We start from the raw sequence: 21,852 nt of genomic DNA, 5'->3' as shown, positions 1-21,852 counted from the left end.
TCACTGCCCCTTGTACTTCGCGGCGACCTTCTCCGCGAGCCCCTGGCCGTTGTTCAGCGCGTCGTCCACCGAGATCGCGCCCGCGATCGCCGAGCTGATCTGCTGCGACACCTGCGTGCCGAGGTCGGTGAACTCGGGGATGCCGACGAACTGGATGCCCGGCGCCGGCCGCGGCTGCACACCGGGGTCGAGCGGCTTGGCGCCCTTGATCGCGGCCTCCGCCTGCGCGGAGAACGTGCCGGAGGACTGCTTGTACTCGGCGCGCTGGTAGGTCGACGACCGCTTGCCGTCCGGGAGCTTCGACCAGCCCAGGTTCTTGCCGACGAGCTCCTCGTAGCCCTTGCCGGACGCCCACGAGATGAACTTCCAGGCCGCGTCCTGCTTCTTCGACGCCTTCTGGATGCCGAACGCCCAGGTGTAGAGCCAGCCGGAGCTGTCGGTCTTCACGACCGGCGCCTGGGTGAAGCCGAGCTTGCCCTTGACCGGCGAGTCGTTCGCTTCGAGCAGACCCGCGGCGACCGTGGCGTCGTACCACATCGCGACCTTGCCCTGCGTCATGTTGTTGAGGCACTCCGCGAAACCGGCCTGCGGCGCGCCCGCCTCACCGTGGTTGCGGACGAGGTCGACGTAGAACTTGGTGGCCTCCTTGAACTCCGGCGCGGTGAGCTGCGCCTTCCAGTCCTTGGTGAACCACGTGCCGCCGAAGGTGTTCACGACTGTCGTCAGCGGTGCCATCACCTGGCCCCAGCCGGGCTGGCCGCGCAGGCAGATGCCGCGGACCTCCGGCGTGGCGACCTTCGCGGCGGCGTCGGCGACCTGCTGCCACGTCGGCCTGTCGGGCAGCGTGACACCCTTGGCCTCGAAGATGTCCTTGCGGTACATGAGGAACGACGACTCGCCGTAGAACGGCTGCGCGTACACCTTGCCGTCCGCCGCCGTGAGCGACTGCTTGATCGGCGGCAGGATGTCGGCCTGGTCGAACGCGCTGTCCTTGGCCACGAAGTCGTCCATCGGCGCCAGCCAGCCGTTCTTGGCGTACATCGGCGTCTCGTAGTTGGAGATCGTGGCGACGTCGTACTGCCCGGCCTGGCTGGAGAAGTCCTGGCTGATCTTGTCGCGGACGTCGTTCTCCGGCAGCACGGTGAAGTTCACCTTGATGCCGGTGTCCTTGGTGAAGTTGTCCGCGGTCAGCTTCTGCAGGTCGAGCATCTGCGGGTTGTTGACCATCAGCACGTTCACCGAGTCGGAGCCGCTGCCCCCGCCACCTCCAGCGCCCGCGCAGGCGGAAGCTAGCAGCAACACGGCGGTGGCGGCCCCGAGTGTGCGGATCGACGACATCGTCGTTTCCTTTCCAGCGTTTTCCGGGCGCGCTGAAGACAGCTCACGTGCCCGTGAGGTGGGGGATCAGGCTCTGACGACCTTCGGGCCGAGGAGGGAGTAGCGGTGGGCCTCGTGTGCGGAGAGGCCGGAGTCGGTGACGATCGCCTCCAGGTCGGAGACCTCGGCGAACCGGTGGAAGCTCGACACGCCGAACTTCGTGTGCACCCCGACGAAGACCTTCCGCCGGGACGAGCTGAGCGCCTTGGCCTTCACCGCGCCGACCGCCGGGTCGGGTGTGGTCAGGCCGTGCTCGCGGGAGATGCCGTTGGCACCGATGTAGGCGAGGTCGATCACCATCTCGCCGAGCATCCTGGTGACCCAGTGGTCCACCGTGGCCAGTGTGTGGCCGCGAACCCTCCCGCCCAGCAACAGGACCGTGCAGGACGGGAGCTCGGACATCGCCGCGGCGGTCGGCAGCGACGCGGTGATGATCGTGAGCGGGTTGGTGGTGGGCAACGCCTCCGCCACGAGCTGCGGCGTGTAGCCCTCGTCGATGAACACGGTCTCGGCGTCGTCGAGCCGTTCGGCGGCGGCCTTCGCGATGCGCCGCTTCTCCGGCACGTGCGACCCGGCGCGGAACCTCAGCCCGGTCTCGAACCCGGCGCTCTCCACCGGAATTCCGCCGCCGTGCGTGCGCCGCACCAGGCCGTGCTCGTCGAGCACGCGCAGGTCGCGCCGCACGGTCTCGGGCGCGACGTTCAGCTCCTGCGCCATCTCCACCACGTCGACGCGGCCGTCGGCGCGGGCCCTGGCCAGGATGCGCCGTTTGCGTTCCTCGGCTCGCATGTCACCTGCCCATTCGGCTATCTGGTTGCCCGTTCGGGCCGTGCATAGATGAAACACCCTCGAAACACTGTGGTCGCCACCACAACTGGATGAGATCCTGCCCGATTTCTGCCCGGTTTGCCGTACGTGACGAGTCGTTCACGCAGGTCGGCCAGACTGGGCACGCCCGAACCGCCCTGCCGGTGTGCCCGGATGGCCTCCAGACGGCTGCTGAATTCGGTGGAACCGGGCGGCGCGGGCCGCAGTCCAACGAGGACCGAGGAGGGGGACGAGAGGGATGAAGTGGCTCGCGGGCCTGTTCGCTCTGGTGATCCTGGGGTGCGGGGTGTTGCTGGGGCTGACCGGTTTCACGATGTTCGCGCCCGCGGCCAAGCCGGTCGCGGACCGGGGCGTCGCGCACGTGGCCGGCTGCACGAGCAGCGGCCCGGTGAGCGTCCACGGCTTCGGCACCTGGTGGACCTGCCAGGCCGACGTCGAGTGGGCCAGCGGGCGGCGGGCGAAGGTGACGGCCGAAGCGGGCCAGCTCACCCCGTCCGACCGGGAAGTGCCCGTGGTGCAACGAGGTGAGACGAAGGTCCGCAACGGGTCGGGGAACCCGCCGGTGTACCGGGCGGACTTCGAACCGAGCGTCGTGCTCGGCATCGGCTCGTTGCTCGGCGGGATGGGGGTCGGCGGCATCGGGGCGCTGGCCGTGCTCGGGAGCGTCGCCTCCCGTCGCAGGAAGGCACAGGAGAGGGAGTAGATGAATCCGGCAGCGGCTGATCCCGACGCGTTGATGCGTCAGTGGAACGAGCAGATCCAGGCCAAGCTCCGGCAGGCCGACGAGATGAAGCAGGTCGCGAACGCCGTCCAGGTGACGCAGCGTTCGTCCGACGGCTCGGTGTCCGTCACGGTCGACCAGAACGGCATCGTCTCGGCGCTGGACCTGACCGACGCGGCGTTGCGGAAACGACCCGCGCAGCTGTCGGCCGAGATCCTGGGCGCGATGCGCACGGCCCAGGCGCAGATCGCGGCCCGCATGCGGGAGGTCATGGCGCCGATCATCGGCGGCGACTCCGCGACCATGGACGCGCTGATGGGCGGCTACCAGGAGCGGTTCCCGGAGCCTCCGCCCGAGCAGCCCGCCGACCGGCGTCCTTCCGGTCCGTCTGACGACGACGACTTCGGCGGGCACAACTTCGCCCGTGACAACAAGGGCTGGTGATCATGACTTCGGGAGGGTTCAACGTCCACACGCAGGCGATGCGCGAGCACGCCAAGCGGCTGGACGGCATCGTGAAGCAGATCGAGACCGCGCAGCAGGCCATCGGGCAGGCGCAGCTCAACGGCGCCAACGCCTACGGCATCCTCTGCAGCCCGCTGCTGGAGCCGATCATGGGCACGGTCGAGGCCGCCGGTGTCGCCGCCATCGGCGCGTCGCACGCCGTCGTCGACGCCACTGTGGACGGTGTCAACGGCATGGCCGACGTCTACGACGCCGCCGACCAGGCCATCGAGGGCAACCTCAAGAAGATCATCGAGAAGCTGGGGGAGCTGACCTCATGACCGCACCGAACCCGTTGGTGGCCAAGGCTCCCGACGCTCCCGGCCCGCTCGCCGGCATCAACCTGGTCGAGCCCGCGTCGGACGCCGTGGCCGCGGTCCAGCGCGGTGACTGGGCGGAGGCGGGCATCAACGTCCTCGGCGCGGGCATCGACGCGCTGGGCTTCCTCACCGACCCGTTCGGCACGCTGCTGTCGTCGGCGTTCGCGTGGTTCATCGAGCACGTCGAGCCGTTGAAGTCGATGCTGGACTCGCTGGCCGGGAACCCCGGTGTGATCAACCAGAACGCCGCGACCTGGGGCAACGTCGCCGACCACCTGAAGAAGGCGGGCGAGGAGATGGCGCGCGTGGTCGACGCCGACACCTCGCAGTGGCGTGGTGCCGCGATCGCCGCCTACACGCCGGTCGCGAAGCTCGAAGCGCAGGGCGTGAAGGCCGCGGGCATCGCCGCGGAAGGCGTCGGTGCCGCACTGGTCGGCGCCGGTGTCGCCGTGGCCACGGTGCGCACGATCGTGCGCGACCTGATCTCGATGGCGATGTCCGAGCTGGTGCAGGCGTTGATCAGGTGGGCGGCCGCGGCGCTGCTGACCGTCGGCCTCGCGACGCCGGGCATCATCGCCGACGGCATCCGGCTGGTCATGAAGTGGGCCAAGAAGGTCTCGGACTGGCTCGACAAGATCATCAAGACGATCCGCGGCCTGTCCAAGGTCATCGACACGATCTTCAAGACCCTCGACAAGGTCAAGGACGTGCTGAAGGGCGTCATGCCCAAGGCGTCCGGCCCGTTCACCGAGATGTTCGAGAACATCGCGACCGGTGCGGTCAACACGACGGCGACCGGTGTGGTCAAGAACCTGCCGACGGAATCCGCGAAGGTCGACGACTCGCCCTACGCGACGAGGTGATGACCGTTGCTCCCCGGTCCCCTCGGCCGGGGAGCAACGCCCGGTTCAGCGCAGCCAGGCGGCGGCGTCGTGCGGCAGCCGGCCGTTCTCCAGCGGGATGCTCGTCAACGCCGGCGTGCCCGGCAGGTCGATCGGTGCGCCGGACAGGTTGACGATCGTGGTGTGGTCGTTCCGCCTGAACGCCAGCACGTTCTCGCCGAGGTCGAGCCACTCCAGGGCACCGTCGATCGCCCGCCGTTGCGCGAACACCTCTTTGTAGAGGTTGAGCATCGAGCCGGGGTCGCCGGTCTGGGCCGCCACCGAGAAGTCCTGCCAGTTCGCCGGTCGCGGGAGCCAGCTGGGGCCGTCGTCGGCTGACCAGGGGAGCGGCACGCGGCAGCCGTCCCGCCCGCGGTCGGTGAAGCCCGAGCGGTGCCAGACCGGGTCCTCGCGCAGCTCGTCCGGCAGGTCCTCGACCTCCCAGAGGCCCAGTTCCTCGCCCTGGTAGACGTACACACCACCGGGCAGCGCGGCGGTGAGCATGATCGCCGCGCGGGCCCGGCGCGTGCCGAGCTCGAAGTCGGTCGGCGCGCCGTGCTGCCGGTCCGCGAACGAGAAACCGGTCTTCTCGCGGCCGTAGCGCGTCACGTGCCTGGTGACGTCGTGGTTGGACAGCACCCAGGTCGGTGGTGCGCCAACGGGTTCGTGCGCGGCGAGCGTGTTGTCGACGACGGTTCTGAGCTCCTGCGCGTTCCAGGGGCAGCAGAGGAAGTCGAAGTTGAACGCCGAGTGCATCTCGTCGGGGCGCAGGTACCTGGCGAACCGGACCGGGTCGGGCAGCCACATCTCGCCGACCAGGATCCGGTCGCCGTCGTACTCGTCGACGATCTTGCGCCACTTGCGGTAGATCTCGTGCACGCCGTCCTGGTCGGAGTACGGCTGGTCGGCGTCGGGCTTCGAGAAGTCCTTGACCAGGCCGTCCGCCACGTCGATGCGGAACCCGTCGACACCGCGGTCGAGCCAGAACCGCAGGACGTCCTCGAACTCCTCCTCGACGGCCGGGTTCTCCCAGTTGAAGTCCGGCTGCTCGGCGGCGTAGAGGTGCAGGTACCAGCGGCCGTCCGGCAGCCTGCTCCACGCGGGGCCGCCGAACCGCGACTTCCAGTCGTTGGGGAGGTCCTCGGTGTCGCGGATGTGGAAGCGGTCCCACAAACCGTCCCTGAACCACGGGTGCTGGTCGCTGCAGTGGTTGGGGACGAGGTCGATGATGACCCTGAGGCCGAGCCCGTGCGCGTCCGCGATGAGTTTCTCCGCGTCCGCGAGAGATCCGAACACGGGCTCGATGTCGCGGTAGTCGGCCACGTCGTAGCCGCCGTCGGCGAGCGGGCTCGGGTACCACGGGTTGAGCCAGATGGCGTCGAAACCGAGGCTCGCGATGTGCTGGAGCCTGGCGCGCAGGCCCGCCAGGTCGCCGATGCCGTCGCCGTTGCCGTCCGCGAAGCTGCGCAGGTAGACCTGGTAGATGGATGCGTTGCGCCACCAGCTCATCGGTAGTCCTTTCAGCCTTTCACGCCGCCCGCGGTGAGTCCCGCGAGGATGTGCCGCTGGAACGCGAGGAACAGCGCGACCATCGGCAGGCTCGCCAGCACGAGGCCCGCGAGCAGGAGGTTGATCGGGGTGTCGGGGGCGAAGCGCTGCAGCGCCACGCTGAGCGTCTGCTTCGCCGGGTCGGGGAAGACCAGCAACGGCCAGATGAAGTCCTTCCACGCCGCCACGACCGCGAAGATCGAGACGACCGCGAGGATGGGCCGCGAGATCGGCAGGACGATCCGGACGAGCGTCGTCCACGTCCCCGCGCCGTCGATCCTGGCCGCCTCCAGCAGCTCCTCGGGGATCTGGTCGAAGAACCGCTTGAGCAGGTAGACGTTCAGCGCGTTCGCCGCGGCCGGCAACCAGATGCCCGCCGGGTTGTTGAGCAGGCCGAGGTCGGTGAGCGTGAGGTACACCGGCACCAGCACCGCCGTCGAGGGAAGCATCAGCGTGGCCAGCATCAGGCCTATGACCACGTTGCCGCCCCAGGGCCTCAGCTTGGAGAGGGCGTAGGCGGCGGGCACGATCACGGCCATCTGCACGGCCCACGCGCCGATCGCGACGACGAACGTGTTGAGGAAGAACCGGCCGAGGTCCATGTAGTTCCACGCGTTGACGTACGCGTCCGGTTCCCAGGTCCGCGGCAGGATCGTCGGTGGTTGCCGCGCGAGCTCCGCCGGTGGTTTGAACGCGCCGAGCAGCACCCACACCAGCGGGAGCAGGAACGCCGCGGTGAACACGATCAGCGTGAGGGTGAGAACGACCCAGTAGGCCTTGCCGCCCGGTCTCGTCAGCGTTCTCATGCGTCGGCCTTCCTGGTGATCCTGAGGTAGAGGAAGGAGAAGACGCCCAGCACCGCGAACAGGATGAGGCTCAGCGCGCTCGCGGTGCCGAAGTCGTTGTAGTAGAAGGCGTACCGGTAGAGCAGGAGCAGCACGGTGACCGTCGACTCCTCCGGGCCGCCGCCGGTCATGACGAACGGCTCGGTGAAGATCTGCATGGTCGCCACGACCTGCAGCAGCAACAGCATGAGGATCACGAACTTGGTCTGCGGGATCGTGACGTGCCGGATCTTCTTGAGGATTCCGGCACCGTCCAGCTCCGCGGCCTCGTACAGCTCACCGGGGATGGTCTGCAGCGCGGCCAGGTAGATCAGCGTGGCCGAGCCCATGTTCGCCCACGTGATCACCAGGACCAGGCTGATCATGCTGGTGCTGCTGGAGTCGAGCCATTGGGCCGCCGGAAGCCCGAGTCCTCTGAGGACGGAGTTGAAGAGGCCGGGTCCCGGGTCGTAGAACCACTTCCACAGCAGGGCCGTGACCACCGGCGGCAGCATCACCGGCAGGTAGACCAGCAACCGGAAGTAGCCCTTGGCGTGCCGCAGTTCGTTGAGCACCACGGCGGTGATGAACGGGACGCCGAACCCGATGACCAGCGCCAGGATCGTGAAGTACAACGTGTTGCGCCACGCCACCACGAACAACGGGTCCGCGAAGAGCCGCTCGAAGTTCTCCCAGCCCACCCAGTCGGAGCTCGTGACGAAGTTGACCTGCTGGAAGCTCAGGACCACCCCGCGCACGACCGGCCACCAGGAGAACACCGCGAAGACGACCAGCGCGGCACTCAGAAAGCCGTACGCGGTGACGTGGCGCCGCACTCACTTCACCTGCGCCAGCACGGCGTTGACCTTCGTCTCGGCGTCCTTGAGCAACGCCGCGTGGTCGGCGTCCCTGTTCGTCAGCACGGCCTGCACGACGCTGTCCAGGATCGCGTAGACCTGTTGCGCCTGCGGCGGTTCAAGCGTGCCCTTGGTCTGCTCGGAACCGTCCACATAGGCCTGGAAGTTCCGCACCGGCATGGTGGCGTACCTGCCCTTGAGGTCTTCCTGCTTCTTGCGCGGCTCACCGGTCCAGATGTCGGCGATCGGCGGGATCGGCAGGCCGACGGGCTGGCCCCGATCCTTGTACTTCTGCAGGTTCGTCTCCAGCCGGTCCGGGTTCAGGTACTTCCACTGGATCCACTGCAGCCCGGCCTTGATCTTCTCCGGCGTGGCCTTGGGGTTGATCATGTACCCCTCGCCGCCGAGCAACGTGCCCTTCTGCCCCGGAATCGCGGCCAGCCCGTAGTCCTCGTACTTCCCCTTGAACTGGTTGACGATCGCGGCGACGTTGTCCGGCGCGGCGAGGTACATGCCGAGCTGCCCGGCGCCCATCATGTTCTGCACGTCGCCGATCTCCAGGAGCTGCTTCTCGCCCATGGAGCCGTCGTCCCAGCGCATCTCCTTGAGGCGCCGCAGGACTTCCTCCCCCTTGGCGTTGTTGAAGTCGGCCTTGTAGGTGTCGCCGTCCTTGCGCGCGATGTCACCGCCGACGGACTTCATCCACGTGGTGAAGTGCCAGCCGCCCTGGTTGCTCTTGCTGTACTCGGCGAACCCGGTGACGCCGGCGTCCTTGAGCTTCTTCGCGGCGGTCCTGACCTCGTCCCACGTCTTCGGCGGCTGGTCGGGGTCCAGCCCGGCCTTGGTGAAGTTCGGGCGGCTGTAGAGCAGCCCCATCGTGTAGTTGGCCGTGGGCAGCCCGTAGACCTTGCCGTGGACCGTGAAGACGTCCTTGAGCTCCTGCTTGAGGTCGCCGTAGTACTTGACGTCCTTGACGTAACCGGTGAGGTCGGCGGCCTGTTTCCGGGCGATGAGCGCCGCCGGATCGGTGAAGTAGACGTAGAAGACGTCCTCCAGCTGCCCGCCCGCGAGCTTGGCGGAGAACGTCTTCGGGTCCATGAACCCCTCGTGCGGCACGAGGTCGACGTCCGGGTGTTCCTTCTCGAACTCCGCCACGTCCTCGTCGAAGACCTTGCGGTCGAACGCCTGCGTCTGCGGTGGCTGGCCGTTGATGTTGACGACGACCTTGCCGCCCGCCTCGTTCGTGGAACCGCTCCCACAGCCAGCGACCAGGACACAGCCCAGCAGCACGGCAGCGGACTTCTTCATGGTGGGGCCGCCCTTCTCGCGAGCGCGTCGATGTGACGGCGACCATAAGTCGTCGTTACATCTGAACACAATATCCAGACGAAAACTCGCAAGAAGGCGACTACTACCGGGCAGGCGCCGTGGAGGCCCTCACCACCAGTTCCGGCTCGAACAACAGCTCGTCCGGCGCGACCGCGTTGCCGGAGATCTGGTTGGCCAGCAGCTCCACCGCGGCCCGCCCCATGGCCTCGATCGGCTGCCGAACCGTGGTGAGAGGCGGATCCGTGCAGGTCATGAAGGCTGAATCGTCGTACCCGATGATCGACACGTCCTTCGGCACGTCCAGCCCGGCCCGGCGCACGGCCCTGATCGCACCCAACGCCAGCGGGTCGCTCGCGCAGATGATCGCCGTGACACCTCGCTGAACGAGCTTGGTCGCCGCCGCCTGCCCACCTTCGAGCGAGAACATGGCGTGCTCGACCTCGGCCCCGCCCTGCCGGCCGATGGCCTCCAGCTTGCGCTGACTGGGCACGTGGTCCGGCGGCCCGAGCACCGCCCCGATCCTGCGGTGCCCCAACGACACCAGATGCCCGTACGCCTGCTCCACCGCCACCGCGTCATCACACGACACCCGCGGGAACGCCAGGTCGTCGATGGCCGCGTTGACCAGCACCGCAGGCAGCTTGCGCGACATCATCTGCTGGTAGTGCCCGTGACTGGCGTCCTTCTGCGCGTACAACCCGCCCGCGAACACGATCCCGCTGACGTGCTGCTCCAGCAGCAGTTCCAGATACTCGGCCTCGGTCACACCACCAGCCGTGCGGGTGCACAGCACCGGGGTGAACCCGCGCTGCGCCAGCGCGTTGCCCACGACATCGGCGAACGCGGGGAAGATCGGGTTCTGCAGCTCGGGGAGCACGAGGCCGACCAGCCGCGCCCGCTCACCCCGCAGCTGCGTCGGCCGCTCGTATCCCAGCACGTCAAGCGCGGTGAGCACGGCACTGCGCGTGGCGTCCGACACGCCCGGCTTGCCGTTCAGCACCCGGCTGACGGTGGCCTCGCTGACCCCGACCTTGGCCGCGACCTCGGCCAGCCTCCGTTGCGTCATGGCGCAAGTGTACGCAAATTCTTGCGTTCGCTTGCAGTGCGACGCTCACCCTGTCGGAAGACGCTGCCGCGCCTGGGACTTGGCTACGCTCCAATATCACCGCAGGTGAGGGAGACCGCGATGGCCGCCGATCCAGTTCAGCCCGTTCCCGCTCCTCAGCTCCCCGAACCGTCGCAGCCGGTGATCCCGGTGGACTTCTTCCGTCGCATGCCGACTGGCGGCGGGACGGTCTACGTGCGGCCCACCGACTGATCAAATGCCATGCGGTCACACGTGCTCGTCTGCTTCGGCTGGACAGGTGGGTGGCGCAGGCGGGGTGCCGTCGTGGTTTGGTGACTAGCTCATCGCTTCCCGCCACAGCAGCGCCACCCCGTGCCCCGGCAACAACCACGACCGCACGTCCAGGTCGCGGAGCTCACCGGCCTCCAGCCACTGCGCGGACGCCGTCGCCGACCGGAACGTGAAGGGCATGACCCGGAACTCGTGCCGGGGCGACTGGTCGACGGCGAGGCCGGTGGCGTCGAAGCTGATGGTGTCCACAAAGGACGGATAGGGCGACTGCCAGTAGCAGAAACCGTCGTTGGTGCGCTGCAAGGTGCGCGACCACACGGTGAGCCCCCGGATCGCGCGCACCACGTGGTCGTCGGCGATGCCGTTGAGGTCGCACTCGAAGATCCGCAGATCGCTCATGTGGTCGAGAGGGCTGAGCTTGCCCAGCGGGCCCGTGGACTCGCGGAAGAAGGTCAGGTAGTTGCTCCACTGGTCGAACCTCACCTCGACCGGCGGGATCTGGCTCGGTTCGGCCGAACGGCGCTGGCCTTCGTGGTCGAGGTAGTCGATGGCGATCTGGGTGGAGTGGCGCAGGTCGTCGACGGAGTCGAGGAACAGCGACGAGTCGGGGATGAAGTAGAGCTCGAACAACGGGTAGCGGCAGGCGGCGCTGATGGTGTCGCGCAGCGTGGCGTTGGAGGTGGCGAAGATGACGAAGCGGTCGGCGGGGACGCTGTTGCGGAACTGGTACCGCTGGGTCGTCATCAGGTGGTACGTCTTCGTGTCGATGCCCTGGAGTTCGAGCTTGACCGTGGTGCCGGTGCTGATCGTCAGGTCGTCGCCGCGCGGGCGCATGCCGTCGCCGCCGAGAACACCTGCCACCACGTCGTCGTTCGCGGCGTTCGGGCCGTAGACGGACGAGAGGAACGTGCGCAGCACCTCGGACGGCAGAAGGTGTTCGACGATGCTCGGTCCGGAGATCCGGCCCAGCTCCGCGACGAGGCGCTTGTGCAGGAACAGTTCGTAAGTGCCGAGAAGGAAACCTGCCAACGCCGGTAACGGCCAGAGCACCACCAACGCGTCGTGCAGCACGCTTCGCGAAGTGGGTTGCCACAGCAGGACGGCCGTCAGATCGGCGGCTGCGACGGCCAACAACAGGATCGCGACGGCCAGCGCTTGTTTGTGCCTGCGCGCCATCACCACCTGGTCGCCGCCCCCTCGTTCCACCGGTTGTCCATACATGGTGGGAGTGATGAGGGGTCAGCGCCAGCCCCTTTCGGTCAATGCCGTATCAGCGGGGCTTGTTCCAGATCGGGTTGTCGGACACCCCGACGTAGGTGCTCAGGGTGGCTCGCGGCTTCGCGTCGTCGGTGGCGAGGTCGTTGTACAGGCCCAGCAGATGCGTGGTCATGGCGCTCTTCGCGCCCACCTCGTCGTGCCTGCGCAGGAACCAGATGACCTGCTCGTGCTCGTTCGCCGAGCGGTTGTGCACCTCGCGGGACGGGTGCGCGTGGCGCTTGCAGTCCTGCAGGCCTGGCACGAGTGCCAGGTACATCTGTTCCAGCAGCTCGTTGTGGCTGGCGCGGATCACCGCCGAGTGGAACTCCTCGTCGGAGTCGATGACCTCCTGCACGTCCTCGACGGACGCCCGCTGGTAACGCTGGTTCAGCTTGGCCAGTTCGTCGAGCTCGCCGTCGCCGGCCCGGACGGCCGCGAGGCTCGCCGCCGTGGTCTCCAGCGCGATGCGCACCTCCAGCAGGTCCGTCTGCGAGAACTGCCTGGCCGCGAGCCTGCCCTCCAGGTGCTCCTCGACGGCGGAGAGATCGGTGCGACGCACGTACCAGCCGAGTCCGCGGCGCACCTCGACGATGCCCTGGAGCTGAAGTCGCTGCAGAGCTGTACGCAGCGAGGACCTCGCGACATCCAGTTTCCGGGCCAGTTCCGGCTCGGTGGGAAGGCGGTCGCCGGCCTTGAGAGTGCCGCCGATGATCTGCTCGCGGAGTTTCTGCTCGATCAGCTCCGGAAGGGGGCGTCGCGAATCCGGCGAGAGCGACCAGCTCTCACCGGGATGTGCGTCGTCGGCGGGCATTGGTTCAGTCTAGGCCTGTCGCAGTCTGGTTGCAACTTGTCTGGCAACCTGGCGACCGTTGACAGACAACCTACAACGCGAGATTCTTCTACCAGGCGAGACGCCCAGGACCGCCCACACCTGGGAGCCCGTGCTCGCCTAGTCGGGAGGGAACGAGATGTCCACAGGGAGTGCACTCGGAATCGCCGCCGCCGTAGCCGTCGCCGTCACGGCGATCGGATGGCGCACCGTGCTCACGATGGTCGCTGTCTCCGTCGTCGCGCTGGCCGTCGTCGGCTTCGTGAACGTCACCAGCATCATCTTCGGCTGATGCGAATTCGCAGATGAGCAGTAACAACGGTGCCCGGACCGCTCTCCCGCTCGCGGTCCGGGCACCGGCAGTTCCGGGGGTTGGGCTGTAACGGCGGTCACTGGGGTCAGTAGAGTTGTGCCGCATCAGGGCTTCGCCGTTGGCGGCGGAGTCGTGACTCCATGGCGTCGGGGGACGTGATTACGGGGTCTTCAGTGATGAGTTCGCCTGTTGCGAGCACTCATGCGTTGCACGCGGCGATCGCACCCGCGGTCGTGCTGGTCGACGAACGGCGCACGCTCTACCGGCTCGCGGCCGATGTGTTCGCACCCGGCGCGGGGTTGTCGGACAACCTTCTCGATCATCCGATCGTCCGCTACGAGATCGGCAGGGCCCTGGCCGGGCACGGTGGTCTGGAACCGGCGTTGCTGCACCGGGCCGCCGGCCTGCGCGTGCGGGACGCCGGTGTCCCCTTGGCGGCCGATCCGCAGGCCGCGTCCCTGCTCGAAGCGCCGTTGCGGATCATCGCTCCGCCGGGCACGTCCCCGCGGCCGCTCACGGCGGCGGACGGGGCGCGGTTCGAGGCCGTGGTCATGATCGTGACCGAGGGCGTCCGCCTGTTCCGGCAGCTGGCGCCCGAGATGGCGGAGGACCTGCTCGCTCACGTCTCGATGCTCGCCGTGCTCAAGGCGGAGACGTCCGGCGGTGTGGTGTCGGCGTCGTCGCGGTACGTGCCGGGCATCGTGCTGATCGACGAGCCCTCCACCCCGATGGAGGTAGTGGAGGCCCTCGTGCACGAGGGCGCGCACGAGAAGTTCTTCGACCTGGCCATCACCCGTGAGTTCCTCGACGCCTGCGCCGAGGACGTCGAGTACTTCGAGAATTCGTGGTCGCACGCGCAGTGGCCGCTGGAACAGACCTTCGCGGCGTGGCACGCCTACAGTTGCCTCGCCCAGTTCTTCACCCTCTGCCCAGGCCAGCCCCTCGGGCCGCTCTCCCTGCTGCCGAAGGCGCGGGAACGGGCTGAGGAAATCGGCCGCTGGCTGCTCAAGCACGAGCACGACCTGCGTGCGGACGCGCGCTGGTTGTTGCACGCGATGACCGGCGACGGCGAAGCGCTGAACCAAAGTGACGTGGACGTCTCAGGCACGACCGAAGTCCGCGAAGGCGACCGGTTCCGCGTGCTTCCAGGTGTCCGGTTCCGGCGTGCCGCTTCCGGGCGCGTGGTGGTGGCTCGGGCGGGGCAGCCACCCGAGATCTTCTGGCTCGGTGCGGACACGAGCTGGCTTCTGGACCGCTTGGGCCACGGTGGTCCGGGGCAGTCCTTCGAGGTCGTTGTCGCGAGGGCGGCCGCGGACTGGCAGGTCGATCCGTCCACGGCGGAGGCGCGCTTGCGGGTCGCCCTCGGTCCGCTCGTCGCCAGCCTGATCGTCGAGAGGGCCTCATGAGAACGAACTTCACGTCAAGAGGGTGCTGATGACCAGCCTGAACCAGTCTTCCCCTCAGTCGCGGCCCTCATCGGTCGCCGGAGTCCAGCCCCGTCTGCCACCTGGCGGGGGGCCGGTGACGGGAAGGCCGGTCGTACCGGTCGACTGGTTCAGGCGCATGCCGCAGGGTGGCACCGTCCACGTGCGAAAACCTGCGGCCGAGTGATCTGCGGGAACTCTCGTGCACGTGCGGCTCGAATTCTATGTGGGTGCGAGTACGCGCATGTCGAATGGCTCCGTGACGCTCGTGCCGCAACCCGGACGACCTGGTCAGGCTTGGGCATCACGAACCGGTAAAAGCCCAGGTGAGCACCGTTGCGGTCCGATGTAGACTCACGCATCCCGCAGCGCTGGGATGCATGTTGGCTTTCCGGTTGCACGGCGGTTGGCCGGGCGATGAAGAATCACGTTCAGGGCGCGCTCGGGGCGCTCGTGAAAATGCTCGCCTGTTTTCGGAGGAGCCGGGATCTCCCGGCGCCTGGTTCGTCGTGCCCGCAGGAAGTCCCGGTGAGGTGTTCGATGACGGCTGATCGAGAGGGCCCGTACGCCGCGCTGCGCACCAAGATGGAGGCGCTGGCCGCTGATCTGGAGAAGCACCTCACGAGCAAACGTCGTGAGGAGGTTCGTGACGTGCCCGAGCAACGGTCGGAGGGCAGCGGCAGCGGTGAGGGGGTCCGCGACTTGATCGCCTGGCTGGGAGTGCTGGTCACACTCGGCTGGCTCTGGGCGAACCGCAGAACGCGACGCGTTCGGTGACTTGTGCAGAAATATTTAGCATAGACGGGGCGAATGCGTGGAAGTATTTCCGTAACGCTTGTACTGCATATACGCTGCCGGGTGGGAACGCTGGTCTGCCGCATGGCGCATCCGCAGACGGCTTGGTGCTCGCCCACCCCATTGGGTGGATTCCGTCACCTGCCTGACCCACGCACGTCACAAACCGGCAAATCCCCAGGTGAGCGGGGGTTGCGGTCCGATGTAGACTCACGCATCCCGCAGCGCTGGGATGCGTGTTGACTCCTCAGTTGCACGGCGGTTGGTCGGGCTCGATATGTTCTGCCTCGACGCACGCACAAGCCGTCTACCGGGGCAGTGCGTCACGCTGAATGATCACTGTCGGCCCGAGTTCGCACTGCAGGCATCCAGGAAATGGAAATGCTCCGCCTGTTCGTGCGTTCCTCGGGCTTCCCGTCGTCGAGAAGGAACCATGACCACCCCGAACCAGCCCCTTCGCCGGCCACAGTCCCCCCACGGCGCCGGCGTTTCCGTTCCCCACCTCCCCACCGGGGTGGGCCCGGTGATCGGTCAGCCGGTCACCTCCGTTGACTGGTTCCGGCGCATGCCGAACGGTGGCACGGTTTTCCTGCGACCTGCCGATGCTGGGCAGAACGACTGAGTCGAGCACTCGGCTCGTGTCGCCGAAGGGGCCGGTTCTCCGGCCCCTTCGGCGTTTGGTCGTTCGGGATTCAACTTCACGGGGGCATAACAACTGGGCCACAGGGCGTACCTGATGTCAGCTGTTCACCCGTTAGGGGGACGTCGATGGTCTTAGATCTCGGCAACCCGCCGATCCCCCTGGAGAACAGATGGCCCTGTCCAGACCGCTCGCCGCCCTCGCCGCCGCGTCGTTCGCCCTGGTCGCGCTCAGCGCCACCGCCTACGCGGGCGGCGACCTGGAGTCCGGTGACGCGCGTGCCACCGCGCACGCCACCCCGCACGGCAACAACGTCACCACGTGTGAGGCCGCCGGTCTGCCCGGCACGACCATCGCGTCGGCCGACGTCAAGGCCTCGGTCGACGGCAGCGACACCTACATCGACGTCCTGGACCACACCGGTGTCACCGCTGTCGTGGTCAAGGGCGGAGACGCCTACAACGTCTACCTCGCGAGCGCGCTCACCGCGGGGTGGACCGGGCTGCACTCGCCGCTCAACCCCAACGGCAAGCCCGCGCAGATCAGCCACTGGTTCGCGTGCGGTGGGACGACCGAGCAGCCGCCTCCCACGAAGGAGCAGCCGCCGACCACCACCGTGACCTCGACGACCTCATCGTCTCCGGCCACCTCGGTGACCACCTCCACGTCCGCGCCCGCCAAGGCCGGTGCGCAGGAGCTGGCGTCGACCGGGTTCGGGTCCGCCTGGTTGCTCGGCCTCGGCTCGGCGCTCGTGGCCGGCGGCGCCGCTGTGCTGCTGGTGCTGCGCAGGCGGCGCGCCTAGGAGTTCTTGATCAGCTCTGTCCACAGCGTGCCCAGAAGCACGCGGGTTTCGACGTGGAACGCCACGTCCGCAGGGGCCGCCCCGCCGCCGTAGATCTCCACGGTGCGATGGGCGGCCTCTGTTTTTGCCGCGCACGCCAGGTCCCAGGCGATCGGGCCGCGCCAGGTGTCCTCGAAGTCGTTCCACACCGGGCCGGCGGCCGTCATCAGCAGGTTGCCGGGGTGCGAGTCGCCGTGCAGCGGCTGGACGTCGTGGTGGTGCGCGTCCCAGCGGGCCACCAGGTCCGTGCGGCGTTCACGGAACGGTTCCAGGTCGCCGACGCCGCGGTTCTCCAGGTGGGCGAGCGTGTTGTCGATGTCGTCGAGAGGTCCGCGCGCGGGCAGCGGGCCCTCGTACCGGCGCAGCTCGGCGTGCAGGTCGGGCAGCAGTTTGAGGACGTCGTCGCGGGTCAGCGCGAGGTCGGGGTCGTGCCGGACGTAGGTGCTGAAGGACAGGACGAAACCGTCGGCCGCGTGAGGCCCGGCGGGCAGCTCGGCGGAGGGCGTCACCACCGGTACGCCGCGGGCGTCGAGGAACGCCGACACCGCCAGGTCGCGGCCGAAGTGCGCGGCGACGGACGGGCGGACCAGGGCCGTGCGCGCGGCGATGCGGGCCACGACCGGGGCCGGGCGCAGGTGCACGAGGACGTTGCTGCCGTTCTTCAGGACGACGGGGTCCGTGCACATCACGCCGTGCGTGGCCGCCAACGACACGGCGGCGCGTACGGCTGCTTCGGTGCTCACGGCGATGAGGCTGACATCAGCCCTGTGGGAGGAGCGACTCCATTTCGGCGATCTCCTTCTCCTGGTGCGTGATGACCTCTTGGGCCAGCGTGCGCGCCGCCGGGTCGGTGCCCGCGGCGAGGTGCGTGCGCGCCATCTCCACGGCGCCGCGGTGGTGCAGGATCATCAGGGAGAGCCACTGGCGGTCGAACTCGGTGTCGGAGAGGCCGGCGAGGTTGCCGAGATCGACCATGCCGTGCGACTCGGAGTGCCCGTGTGAGGAATGCGACGACGCCTTGACGGGCGCGTGCCACGCCTTCAGCCAGCCGTTCATGCGGTCGATCTCCGGCTTCTGGGCCTTCGAGATCCGCTCGGCCAGGTCGATCACCTTTGGGTTCTCCGTGCGGGAGGCGGCGAGGCGGCTCATCTCCAGCGCCTGCTCGTGGTGCGGCACCATGCCCTGGGCGAACTCGACGTCCGCGGAGTTGTGCGTCGCGGGACTGCCGCACGCGGACAGCAACAGGACGGATGCGACAGCGAGCATTCGGAGCACGGCGGCAGGATACGTGTGACGTGCGCTACGCCGCTGGCCACCGGCCATGGCCCACCCGAATGGAGCTGATCGGCTCCGTCTAATATCCGGTGAGTTTCCCGAACGACTGGTCCCACCAAGGCCTGGAGGCACCGTGACGGCCGTAGCCCCGCAGCCGATCGCAACGCGTCCTTATCCGACGCGCACTGCGGTCAAGGGGTCCTTCCTGCTGCGGATGTTCCGCACCACGGACCACAAGCAGATCGGCATCCTGTACCTGGTCACCTCGTTCGCCTTCTTCATGGTCGGCGGCGCGATGGCCATGCTGATGCGGACCGAGCTGGCCCGTCCCGGCATGCAGTTCCTCAGCCAGGAGCAGTTCAACCAGCTCTTCACGATGCACGGCACCGTGATGCTGCTGCTGTACGCGACGCCCATCGTGTTCGGCTTCGCGAACTTCGTGCTGCCGCTGCAGATCGGTTCGCCCGACGTGGCGTTCCCGCGGCTGAACGCGTTCTCGTACTGGCTGTACCTCTTCGGCGGCCTGATCGTGATGTCCGGCTTCATCACCCCCGGTGGTGCGGCCGACTTCGGCTGGTTCGCCTACACCCCGCTGAGCAACGCCATCCACTCGCCCGGCGTCGGCGCCGACCTGTGGATCTCCGGCCTCGTCATCGGTGGTCTCGGCACCATCCTCGGCGCGGTCAACATGATCACCACGGTGGTCTGCCTGCGCGCGCCCGGCATGACGATGTTCCGCATGCCGATCTTCACCTGGAACATCCTGGTGACGTCGGTGCTGGTGCTGCTCGCGTTCCCGATCCTCACCGCGGCGCTGCTGGGCCTGCTGGCCGACCGCCATCTCGGTGCGCACGTGTTCGACCCCGCCAACGGCGGCGTGATCCTGTGGCAGCACCTCTTCTGGTTCTTCGGCCACCCCGAGGTCTACATCGTCGCCTTGCCGTTCTTCGGCATCGTGTCGGAGATCTTCCCGGTGTTCAGCCGCAAGCCGATCTTCGGCTACAACGGCCTGGTCTACGCGACGCTCGGCATCGCGGCGCTGTCCGTCGCCGTGTGGGCGCACCACATGTACGCGACCGGCGCCGTCCTGCTGCCGTTCTTCGCCTTCATGACCTTCCTGATCGCGGTCCCGACCGGTGTGAAGTTCTTCAACTGGATCGGCACGATGTGGAAGGGCCAGCTGACGTTCGAGACGCCGATGCTGTTCTCGATCGGCTTCATCGTCACGTTCCTCTTCGGTGGTCTCTCCGGCATCCTGCTGGCCGCGCCCGCGATCGACTTCCACGTGTCGGACACGTACTTCGTCGTCGCGCACTTCCACTACGTGCTCTACGGCACGATCGTGTTCGCGACCTTCGCCGGCATCTACTTCTGGTTCCCGAAGATCACCGGCCGGTTCATGGACGAGCCGCTCGGCAAGCTGCACTTCTGGACGACGTTCATCGGCTTCCACGCGACGTTCCTCGTCCAGCACTGGCTGGGCAACGAGGGCATGCCGCGCCGGTACGCCGACTACCTCGCCTCCGACGGCTTCACGACGCTCAACATGATCTCGACGATCGGTGCCTACATCCTGGGCGCGTCGACGCTGCCGTTCATCTGGAACGTCTTCCGCAGCTACCGCTTCGGTGAGGTCGTGACGGTGGACGACCCGTGGGGCTACGGCAACTCGCTGGAGTGGGCCACCTCGTCCCCGCCGCCGCGGCACAACTTCACCGAGCTGCCCCGGATCCGTTCCGAGCGCCCGGCGTTCGAGCTGCACTACCCGCACATGGTCGAGCGCATCCGCAACGAGGGTCACGTGACCTTCACCGGCAAGGCGATCGCCCACAAGGACGCCAAGCCCGCTCCCTCGGAGCTGGCCGCGGCCGCCATCAAGTCGGGTACGGCCTCCGAGAAGGACGACTCGGACCACAAGTAACCTGCCAGTACAGGTTCAACGACGAGCCCCGGCCGCTGCCATGCTGCCGGGGCTCTTCGCGTCTTAAGAGGAGACGACCACGTGAAAACGCCCGTGCTCATCACCGTGACCGGCCCCGACAAGCCCGGTGTCTCCTCGGTGCTCTTCGCCGTGCTGACCAGGCACGGAGTCGAGGTGCTCGACGTGGAGCAGGTCGTGATCAGGGGCAGGCTGGTGCTCGGCGCACTGGTCGCGACCGACCACGACCCGGAGGGCCTGCAGGAGTCGGTCGAGCAGGCCATGGCCACCGTGTCGATGCACGTCGAGATCGAGATCGGCGCCGACTCGAAGCGCACCGCGCGCCTGGAGTCGTCGCACGTGCTGATCGTGCTCGGCCGCCCGGTGACGGCGAAGGCGTTCACCGAGGTCGCCCGCCGGTTGGCGTCGCTGGGCGTGAACATCGACGCGATCCGCGGCGTCGCCGACTACCCCGTCACGGGCCTTGAGCTGCGCGTTTCGGTCGCCGACGACACGATGGAGAACGACGCGGAGCTGCGTTCGGCGCTGGCCGACGTGTCGGTGCGGGTGGGCCTCGACATCGCGGTCGAGCGGGCCGGGCTGACCCGCAGGGCCAAGCGCCTGGTCGTGTTCGACGTCGACTCCACGCTGATCCAGGGCGAGGTGATCGAGATGCTGGCCGCGCACGTCGGGTGCGAGGAGCAGGTGCGCGAGATCACCGAGGCCGCGATGCGCGGCGAGCTCGACTTCGCCGAGTCGCTGCGGCGCCGGGTCGCGTTGCTGGAGGGCCTCGACGCGAAGGTGCTGGACGAGGTCGGTGCCTCGCTGGAGCTCACGCCCGGCGCGCGCACGACGATCCGCACGCTCAAGCGCCTCGGCTTCTACTGCGGTGTCGTGTCCGGCGGCTTCACGTCGGTCATCACGGGTCTCGCCGACGAGCTGCAGCTGGACTTCTGCGCGGCGAACGAGCTGGAGATCGTGGACGGCAAGCTGACCGGCCAGGTCGTCGGCGAGATCGTCGACCGGCCGGGCAAGGCCGTGGCCCTGCGCCGGTTCGCCGAGGAGGTCGGCGTGTCGCTGGCGCAGTGCGTGGCGGTGGGTGACGGCGCGAACGACATCGACATGCTGAGCGCGGCCGGTCTGGGCATCGCGTTCAACGCCAAGCCGGCGCTGCGCGAGGTGGCCGACGCCGCGCTGTCGCACCCGTTCCTGGACGCCGTGCTGTTCATCCTCGGGGTGACGCGGGCCGAGGTGGAGGCCGCGGACGCCGCGGACGGCCTGGAGCTGACCCGGCTGTGATGATCCTCGACCTGATCGCCTCCCGGAACTACGCCGAGGAGTCCGAAGTCCGCGCGATGCCGATGGTGTTGCGCATCGAACGCACGGCGCCGCCCGGCCGGACGGCGTTGCTGGAGGCCGCGGCCGCGTCGGCGGTCGCGGTGTGCCTCGACCCGCGTGCCGATGTCGGCGGGGAGTGGCACGAGGCCGTGCGGGCGTGGGTGGCCGGGCGGATCCGCAAGGTGGCGCGGCGGGCCCGCGGCGCGCAGTGGGAGGCCGTGCAGGAGCTGCCGGGCGTGACGATCACCGTGGACGGCGCCTCGGTCCGCTCGCTGCTGCCCGTGCTGGTGTCCGAGACGCCGCGCGAGGTCGCGAAGCTGCAGATCTCCGGCTCCGACCTGCCCGTGGACGAGCCGGGGCCGGTGCCCGCCGGGGCACGGCTGCTGTACGTGAACCCGCGCGTCGAGATGTCCGCGGGCAAGCTCGCGGCGCAGGTCGGGCACGCGTCGATGTTGCTGGCGCCGCGGTTGTCCACCGACGAGCTGAAGGCGTGGGCGGAGATCGACTACCGCTGTGCCGTGCGCACGCCTTCCGCGGCCGAGTGGGACGTGCTGATCCAGCAGGGAGATGTCGTGGCCGTGCGGGACGCGGGCTTCACCGAGGTCGAGCCCGGCACCACGACGGTGCTGGCTGTTTGACAGTGTTTGTTTATTTGGGGTCCAATCGGGTAATTCCC

The 21,852-nt window shown here is 68.1% G+C and carries 23 protein-coding genes; 12 read left to right on the top strand and 11 right to left on the bottom strand.

Annotated elements, in window-relative coordinates:
* Both ACWEIJ_RS33700 and ACWEIJ_RS33695 read right to left on the bottom strand, forming a co-directional pair.
* Positions 1 to 1,338, bottom strand: coding sequence for an ABC transporter substrate-binding protein (locus ACWEIJ_RS33700; RefSeq protein ID WP_449841279.1), 1,338 nt, complete (start codon positions 1,336 to 1,338; stop codon positions 1 to 3).
* A gap of 66 nt (positions 1,339 to 1,404) precedes the next feature.
* Entirely contained in the window at positions 1,405 to 2,166 is a 762-nt protein-coding gene (locus ACWEIJ_RS33695) for a DeoR/GlpR family DNA-binding transcription regulator (protein ID WP_449841278.1), read from the bottom strand.
* 277 nt (positions 2,167 to 2,443) lie between these two features.
* Between ACWEIJ_RS33695 and ACWEIJ_RS33690 the strand changes: the two genes are divergently transcribed.
* Genes ACWEIJ_RS33690 through ACWEIJ_RS33675 form a run of 4 tightly spaced genes read left to right on the top strand, consistent with a single transcriptional unit; the run spans position 2,444 to position 4,613 of the window.
* Positions 2,444 to 2,908 (top strand): DUF6346 domain-containing protein, encoded by a 465-nt coding sequence (locus ACWEIJ_RS33690; RefSeq protein WP_449841277.1) that lies wholly within the window; start codon positions 2,444 to 2,446, stop codon positions 2,906 to 2,908.
* Positions 2,909 to 3,370 (top strand): YbaB/EbfC family nucleoid-associated protein, encoded by a 462-nt coding sequence (locus tag ACWEIJ_RS33685; protein WP_449841276.1) that lies wholly within the window; start codon positions 2,909 to 2,911, stop codon positions 3,368 to 3,370.
* Positions 3,371 to 3,372: 2 nt separating this feature from the next.
* The gene (locus ACWEIJ_RS33680) at positions 3,373 to 3,711 is read left to right on the top strand and encodes a type VII secretion target (RefSeq protein ID WP_449841275.1); all 339 of its coding nucleotides are present in this window, start codon (positions 3,373 to 3,375) and stop codon (positions 3,709 to 3,711) included.
* Entirely contained in the window at positions 3,708 to 4,613 is a 906-nt protein-coding gene (locus ACWEIJ_RS33675) for a WXG100 family type VII secretion target (RefSeq protein ID WP_449841274.1), read from the top strand. Before ACWEIJ_RS33680 ends, ACWEIJ_RS33675 begins: the two co-directional genes overlap by 4 nt.
* Before the next feature lie 45 nt (positions 4,614 to 4,658).
* Here the strand turns inward: ACWEIJ_RS33675 and ACWEIJ_RS33670 are convergent, their stop codons facing one another.
* The 5 genes from ACWEIJ_RS33670 to ACWEIJ_RS33650 all read right to left on the bottom strand — a co-directional run bounded on the left by ACWEIJ_RS33670 (position 4,659) and on the right by ACWEIJ_RS33650 (position 10,255).
* Positions 4,659 to 6,140 carry a glycoside hydrolase family 13 protein gene (locus ACWEIJ_RS33670; protein ID WP_449841273.1) on the bottom strand — a complete coding sequence of 494 codons (1,482 nt, stop codon included), beginning with the start codon at positions 6,138 to 6,140 and terminating at the stop codon, positions 4,659 to 4,661.
* Positions 6,141 to 6,151: 11 nt separating this feature from the next.
* On the bottom strand, positions 6,152 to 6,985 hold the full coding sequence (locus ACWEIJ_RS33665; protein ID WP_449841272.1) for a carbohydrate ABC transporter permease: 834 nt from the start codon (positions 6,983 to 6,985) through the stop codon (positions 6,152 to 6,154).
* On the bottom strand, positions 6,982 to 7,839 hold the full coding sequence (locus tag ACWEIJ_RS33660) for a carbohydrate ABC transporter permease (RefSeq protein ID WP_449841271.1): 858 nt from the start codon (positions 7,837 to 7,839) through the stop codon (positions 6,982 to 6,984). Before ACWEIJ_RS33660 ends, ACWEIJ_RS33665 begins: the two co-directional genes overlap by 4 nt.
* On the bottom strand, positions 7,840 to 9,168 hold the full coding sequence (locus tag ACWEIJ_RS33655) for an ABC transporter substrate-binding protein (protein WP_449841270.1): 1,329 nt from the start codon (positions 9,166 to 9,168) through the stop codon (positions 7,840 to 7,842).
* A gap of 103 nt (positions 9,169 to 9,271) precedes the next feature.
* Positions 9,272 to 10,255, bottom strand: a complete 984-nt coding sequence (locus ACWEIJ_RS33650) for a LacI family DNA-binding transcriptional regulator (protein WP_355441619.1) — start codon at positions 10,253 to 10,255, stop codon at positions 9,272 to 9,274.
* A 105-nt stretch (positions 10,256 to 10,360) separates the two neighbouring features.
* Between ACWEIJ_RS33650 and ACWEIJ_RS33645 the strand changes: the two genes are divergently transcribed.
* Entirely contained in the window at positions 10,361 to 10,507 is a 147-nt protein-coding gene (locus tag ACWEIJ_RS33645; protein ID WP_449841269.1) for a hypothetical protein, read from the top strand.
* 84 nt (positions 10,508 to 10,591) lie between these two features.
* Here ACWEIJ_RS33645 and ACWEIJ_RS33640 read toward each other — a convergent pair whose 3' ends face one another.
* A complete protein-coding gene (locus ACWEIJ_RS33640; RefSeq protein WP_449841268.1) occupies positions 10,592 to 11,752 on the bottom strand; it encodes a hypothetical protein in 1,161 nt (386 codons plus the stop codon).
* A gap of 64 nt (positions 11,753 to 11,816) precedes the next feature.
* The gene (locus tag ACWEIJ_RS33635) at positions 11,817 to 12,614 is read right to left on the bottom strand and encodes a FadR/GntR family transcriptional regulator (protein ID WP_449841267.1); all 798 of its coding nucleotides are present in this window, start codon (positions 12,612 to 12,614) and stop codon (positions 11,817 to 11,819) included.
* Positions 12,615 to 12,771: 157 nt separating this feature from the next.
* On the opposite strand from ACWEIJ_RS33635, the gene ACWEIJ_RS33630 reads away from it, so the two are divergent.
* The 4 genes from ACWEIJ_RS33630 (at position 12,772) to ACWEIJ_RS33615 (ending at position 16,606) form a co-directional block, all read left to right on the top strand.
* Positions 12,772 to 12,924, top strand: a complete 153-nt coding sequence (locus ACWEIJ_RS33630; protein WP_355441631.1) for a hypothetical protein — start codon at positions 12,772 to 12,774, stop codon at positions 12,922 to 12,924.
* Positions 12,925 to 13,121: 197 nt separating this feature from the next.
* Entirely contained in the window at positions 13,122 to 14,351 is a 1,230-nt protein-coding gene (locus ACWEIJ_RS33625; protein WP_449841266.1) for an aKG-HExxH-type peptide beta-hydroxylase, read from the top strand.
* 558 nt (positions 14,352 to 14,909) lie between these two features.
* On the top strand, positions 14,910 to 15,146 hold the full coding sequence (locus ACWEIJ_RS33620; protein WP_449841265.1) for a hypothetical protein: 237 nt from the start codon (positions 14,910 to 14,912) through the stop codon (positions 15,144 to 15,146).
* An 830-nt stretch (positions 15,147 to 15,976) separates the two neighbouring features.
* Positions 15,977 to 16,606, top strand: a complete 630-nt coding sequence (locus ACWEIJ_RS33615) for an LPXTG cell wall anchor domain-containing protein (protein WP_449841264.1) — start codon at positions 15,977 to 15,979, stop codon at positions 16,604 to 16,606.
* Here the strand turns inward: ACWEIJ_RS33615 and ACWEIJ_RS33610 are convergent.
* Positions 16,603 to 17,388, bottom strand: coding sequence for a phosphotransferase family protein (locus ACWEIJ_RS33610; RefSeq protein ID WP_449841263.1), 786 nt, complete (start codon positions 17,386 to 17,388; stop codon positions 16,603 to 16,605). The genes ACWEIJ_RS33615 and ACWEIJ_RS33610 overlap by 4 nt on opposite strands.
* A gap of 16 nt (positions 17,389 to 17,404) precedes the next feature.
* Positions 17,405 to 17,911 (bottom strand): DUF305 domain-containing protein, encoded by a 507-nt coding sequence (locus ACWEIJ_RS33605; protein WP_449841399.1) that lies wholly within the window; start codon positions 17,909 to 17,911, stop codon positions 17,405 to 17,407.
* A gap of 142 nt (positions 17,912 to 18,053) precedes the next feature.
* On the opposite strand from ACWEIJ_RS33605, the gene ctaD reads away from it, so the two are divergent.
* The 3 genes from ctaD to ACWEIJ_RS33590 all read left to right on the top strand — a co-directional run bounded on the left by ctaD (position 18,054) and on the right by ACWEIJ_RS33590 (position 21,814).
* Positions 18,054 to 19,841 carry an aa3-type cytochrome oxidase subunit I gene (gene ctaD / locus ACWEIJ_RS33600; protein WP_449841262.1) on the top strand — a complete coding sequence of 596 codons (1,788 nt, stop codon included), beginning with the start codon at positions 18,054 to 18,056 and terminating at the stop codon, positions 19,839 to 19,841.
* Between the two features lie 81 nt (positions 19,842 to 19,922).
* Positions 19,923 to 21,137 carry a phosphoserine phosphatase SerB gene (gene serB, locus ACWEIJ_RS33595; RefSeq protein WP_449841261.1) on the top strand — a complete coding sequence of 405 codons (1,215 nt, stop codon included), beginning with the start codon at positions 19,923 to 19,925 and terminating at the stop codon, positions 21,135 to 21,137.
* Complete coding sequence (locus ACWEIJ_RS33590) at positions 21,137 to 21,814, top strand: peptidyl-tRNA hydrolase (protein WP_449841260.1); 678 nt, start codon at positions 21,137 to 21,139, stop codon at positions 21,812 to 21,814. Before serB ends, ACWEIJ_RS33590 begins: the two co-directional genes overlap by 1 nt.
* The last annotated feature ends 38 nt before the right edge of the window (positions 21,815 to 21,852 follow it).

This window comes from Lentzea sp. NPDC004789, from assembly GCF_053601075.1.
Note: the sequence above shows the minus strand (reverse complement) of the source record. Positions and strands in the feature narration are given on the sequence as shown.

Coding starts and splice junctions, on each gene's coding strand:
- ACWEIJ_RS33700 (WP_449841279.1), bottom strand. CDS start 1,338: ATGTCGTCGATCCGCACACTCGGGGCCGCCACCGCCGTGTTGCTGCTA.
- ACWEIJ_RS33695 (WP_449841278.1), bottom strand. CDS start 2,166: ATGCGAGCCGAGGAACGCAAACGGCGCATCCTGGCCAGGGCCCGCGCC.
- ACWEIJ_RS33690 (WP_449841277.1), top strand. CDS start 2,444: ATGAAGTGGCTCGCGGGCCTGTTCGCTCTGGTGATCCTGGGGTGCGGG.
- ACWEIJ_RS33685 (WP_449841276.1), top strand. CDS start 2,909: ATGAATCCGGCAGCGGCTGATCCCGACGCGTTGATGCGTCAGTGGAAC.
- ACWEIJ_RS33680 (WP_449841275.1), top strand. CDS start 3,373: ATGACTTCGGGAGGGTTCAACGTCCACACGCAGGCGATGCGCGAGCAC.
- ACWEIJ_RS33675 (WP_449841274.1), top strand. CDS start 3,708: ATGACCGCACCGAACCCGTTGGTGGCCAAGGCTCCCGACGCTCCCGGC.
- ACWEIJ_RS33670 (WP_449841273.1), bottom strand. CDS start 6,140: ATGAGCTGGTGGCGCAACGCATCCATCTACCAGGTCTACCTGCGCAGC.
- ACWEIJ_RS33665 (WP_449841272.1), bottom strand. CDS start 6,985: ATGAGAACGCTGACGAGACCGGGCGGCAAGGCCTACTGGGTCGTTCTC.
- ACWEIJ_RS33655 (WP_449841270.1), bottom strand. CDS start 9,168: ATGAAGAAGTCCGCTGCCGTGCTGCTGGGCTGTGTCCTGGTCGCTGGC.
- ACWEIJ_RS33650 (WP_355441619.1), bottom strand. CDS start 10,255: ATGACGCAACGGAGGCTGGCCGAGGTCGCGGCCAAGGTCGGGGTCAGC.
- ACWEIJ_RS33635 (WP_449841267.1), bottom strand. CDS start 12,614: ATGCCCGCCGACGACGCACATCCCGGTGAGAGCTGGTCGCTCTCGCCG.
- ACWEIJ_RS33630 (WP_355441631.1), top strand. CDS start 12,772: ATGTCCACAGGGAGTGCACTCGGAATCGCCGCCGCCGTAGCCGTCGCC.
- ACWEIJ_RS33625 (WP_449841266.1), top strand. CDS start 13,122: ATGAGTTCGCCTGTTGCGAGCACTCATGCGTTGCACGCGGCGATCGCA.
- ACWEIJ_RS33620 (WP_449841265.1), top strand. CDS start 14,910: ATGACGGCTGATCGAGAGGGCCCGTACGCCGCGCTGCGCACCAAGATG.
- ACWEIJ_RS33615 (WP_449841264.1), top strand. CDS start 15,977: ATGGCCCTGTCCAGACCGCTCGCCGCCCTCGCCGCCGCGTCGTTCGCC.
- ACWEIJ_RS33605 (WP_449841399.1), bottom strand. CDS start 17,911: ATGCTCGCTGTCGCATCCGTCCTGTTGCTGTCCGCGTGCGGCAGTCCC.
- ACWEIJ_RS33590 (WP_449841260.1), top strand. CDS start 21,137: ATGATCCTCGACCTGATCGCCTCCCGGAACTACGCCGAGGAGTCCGAA.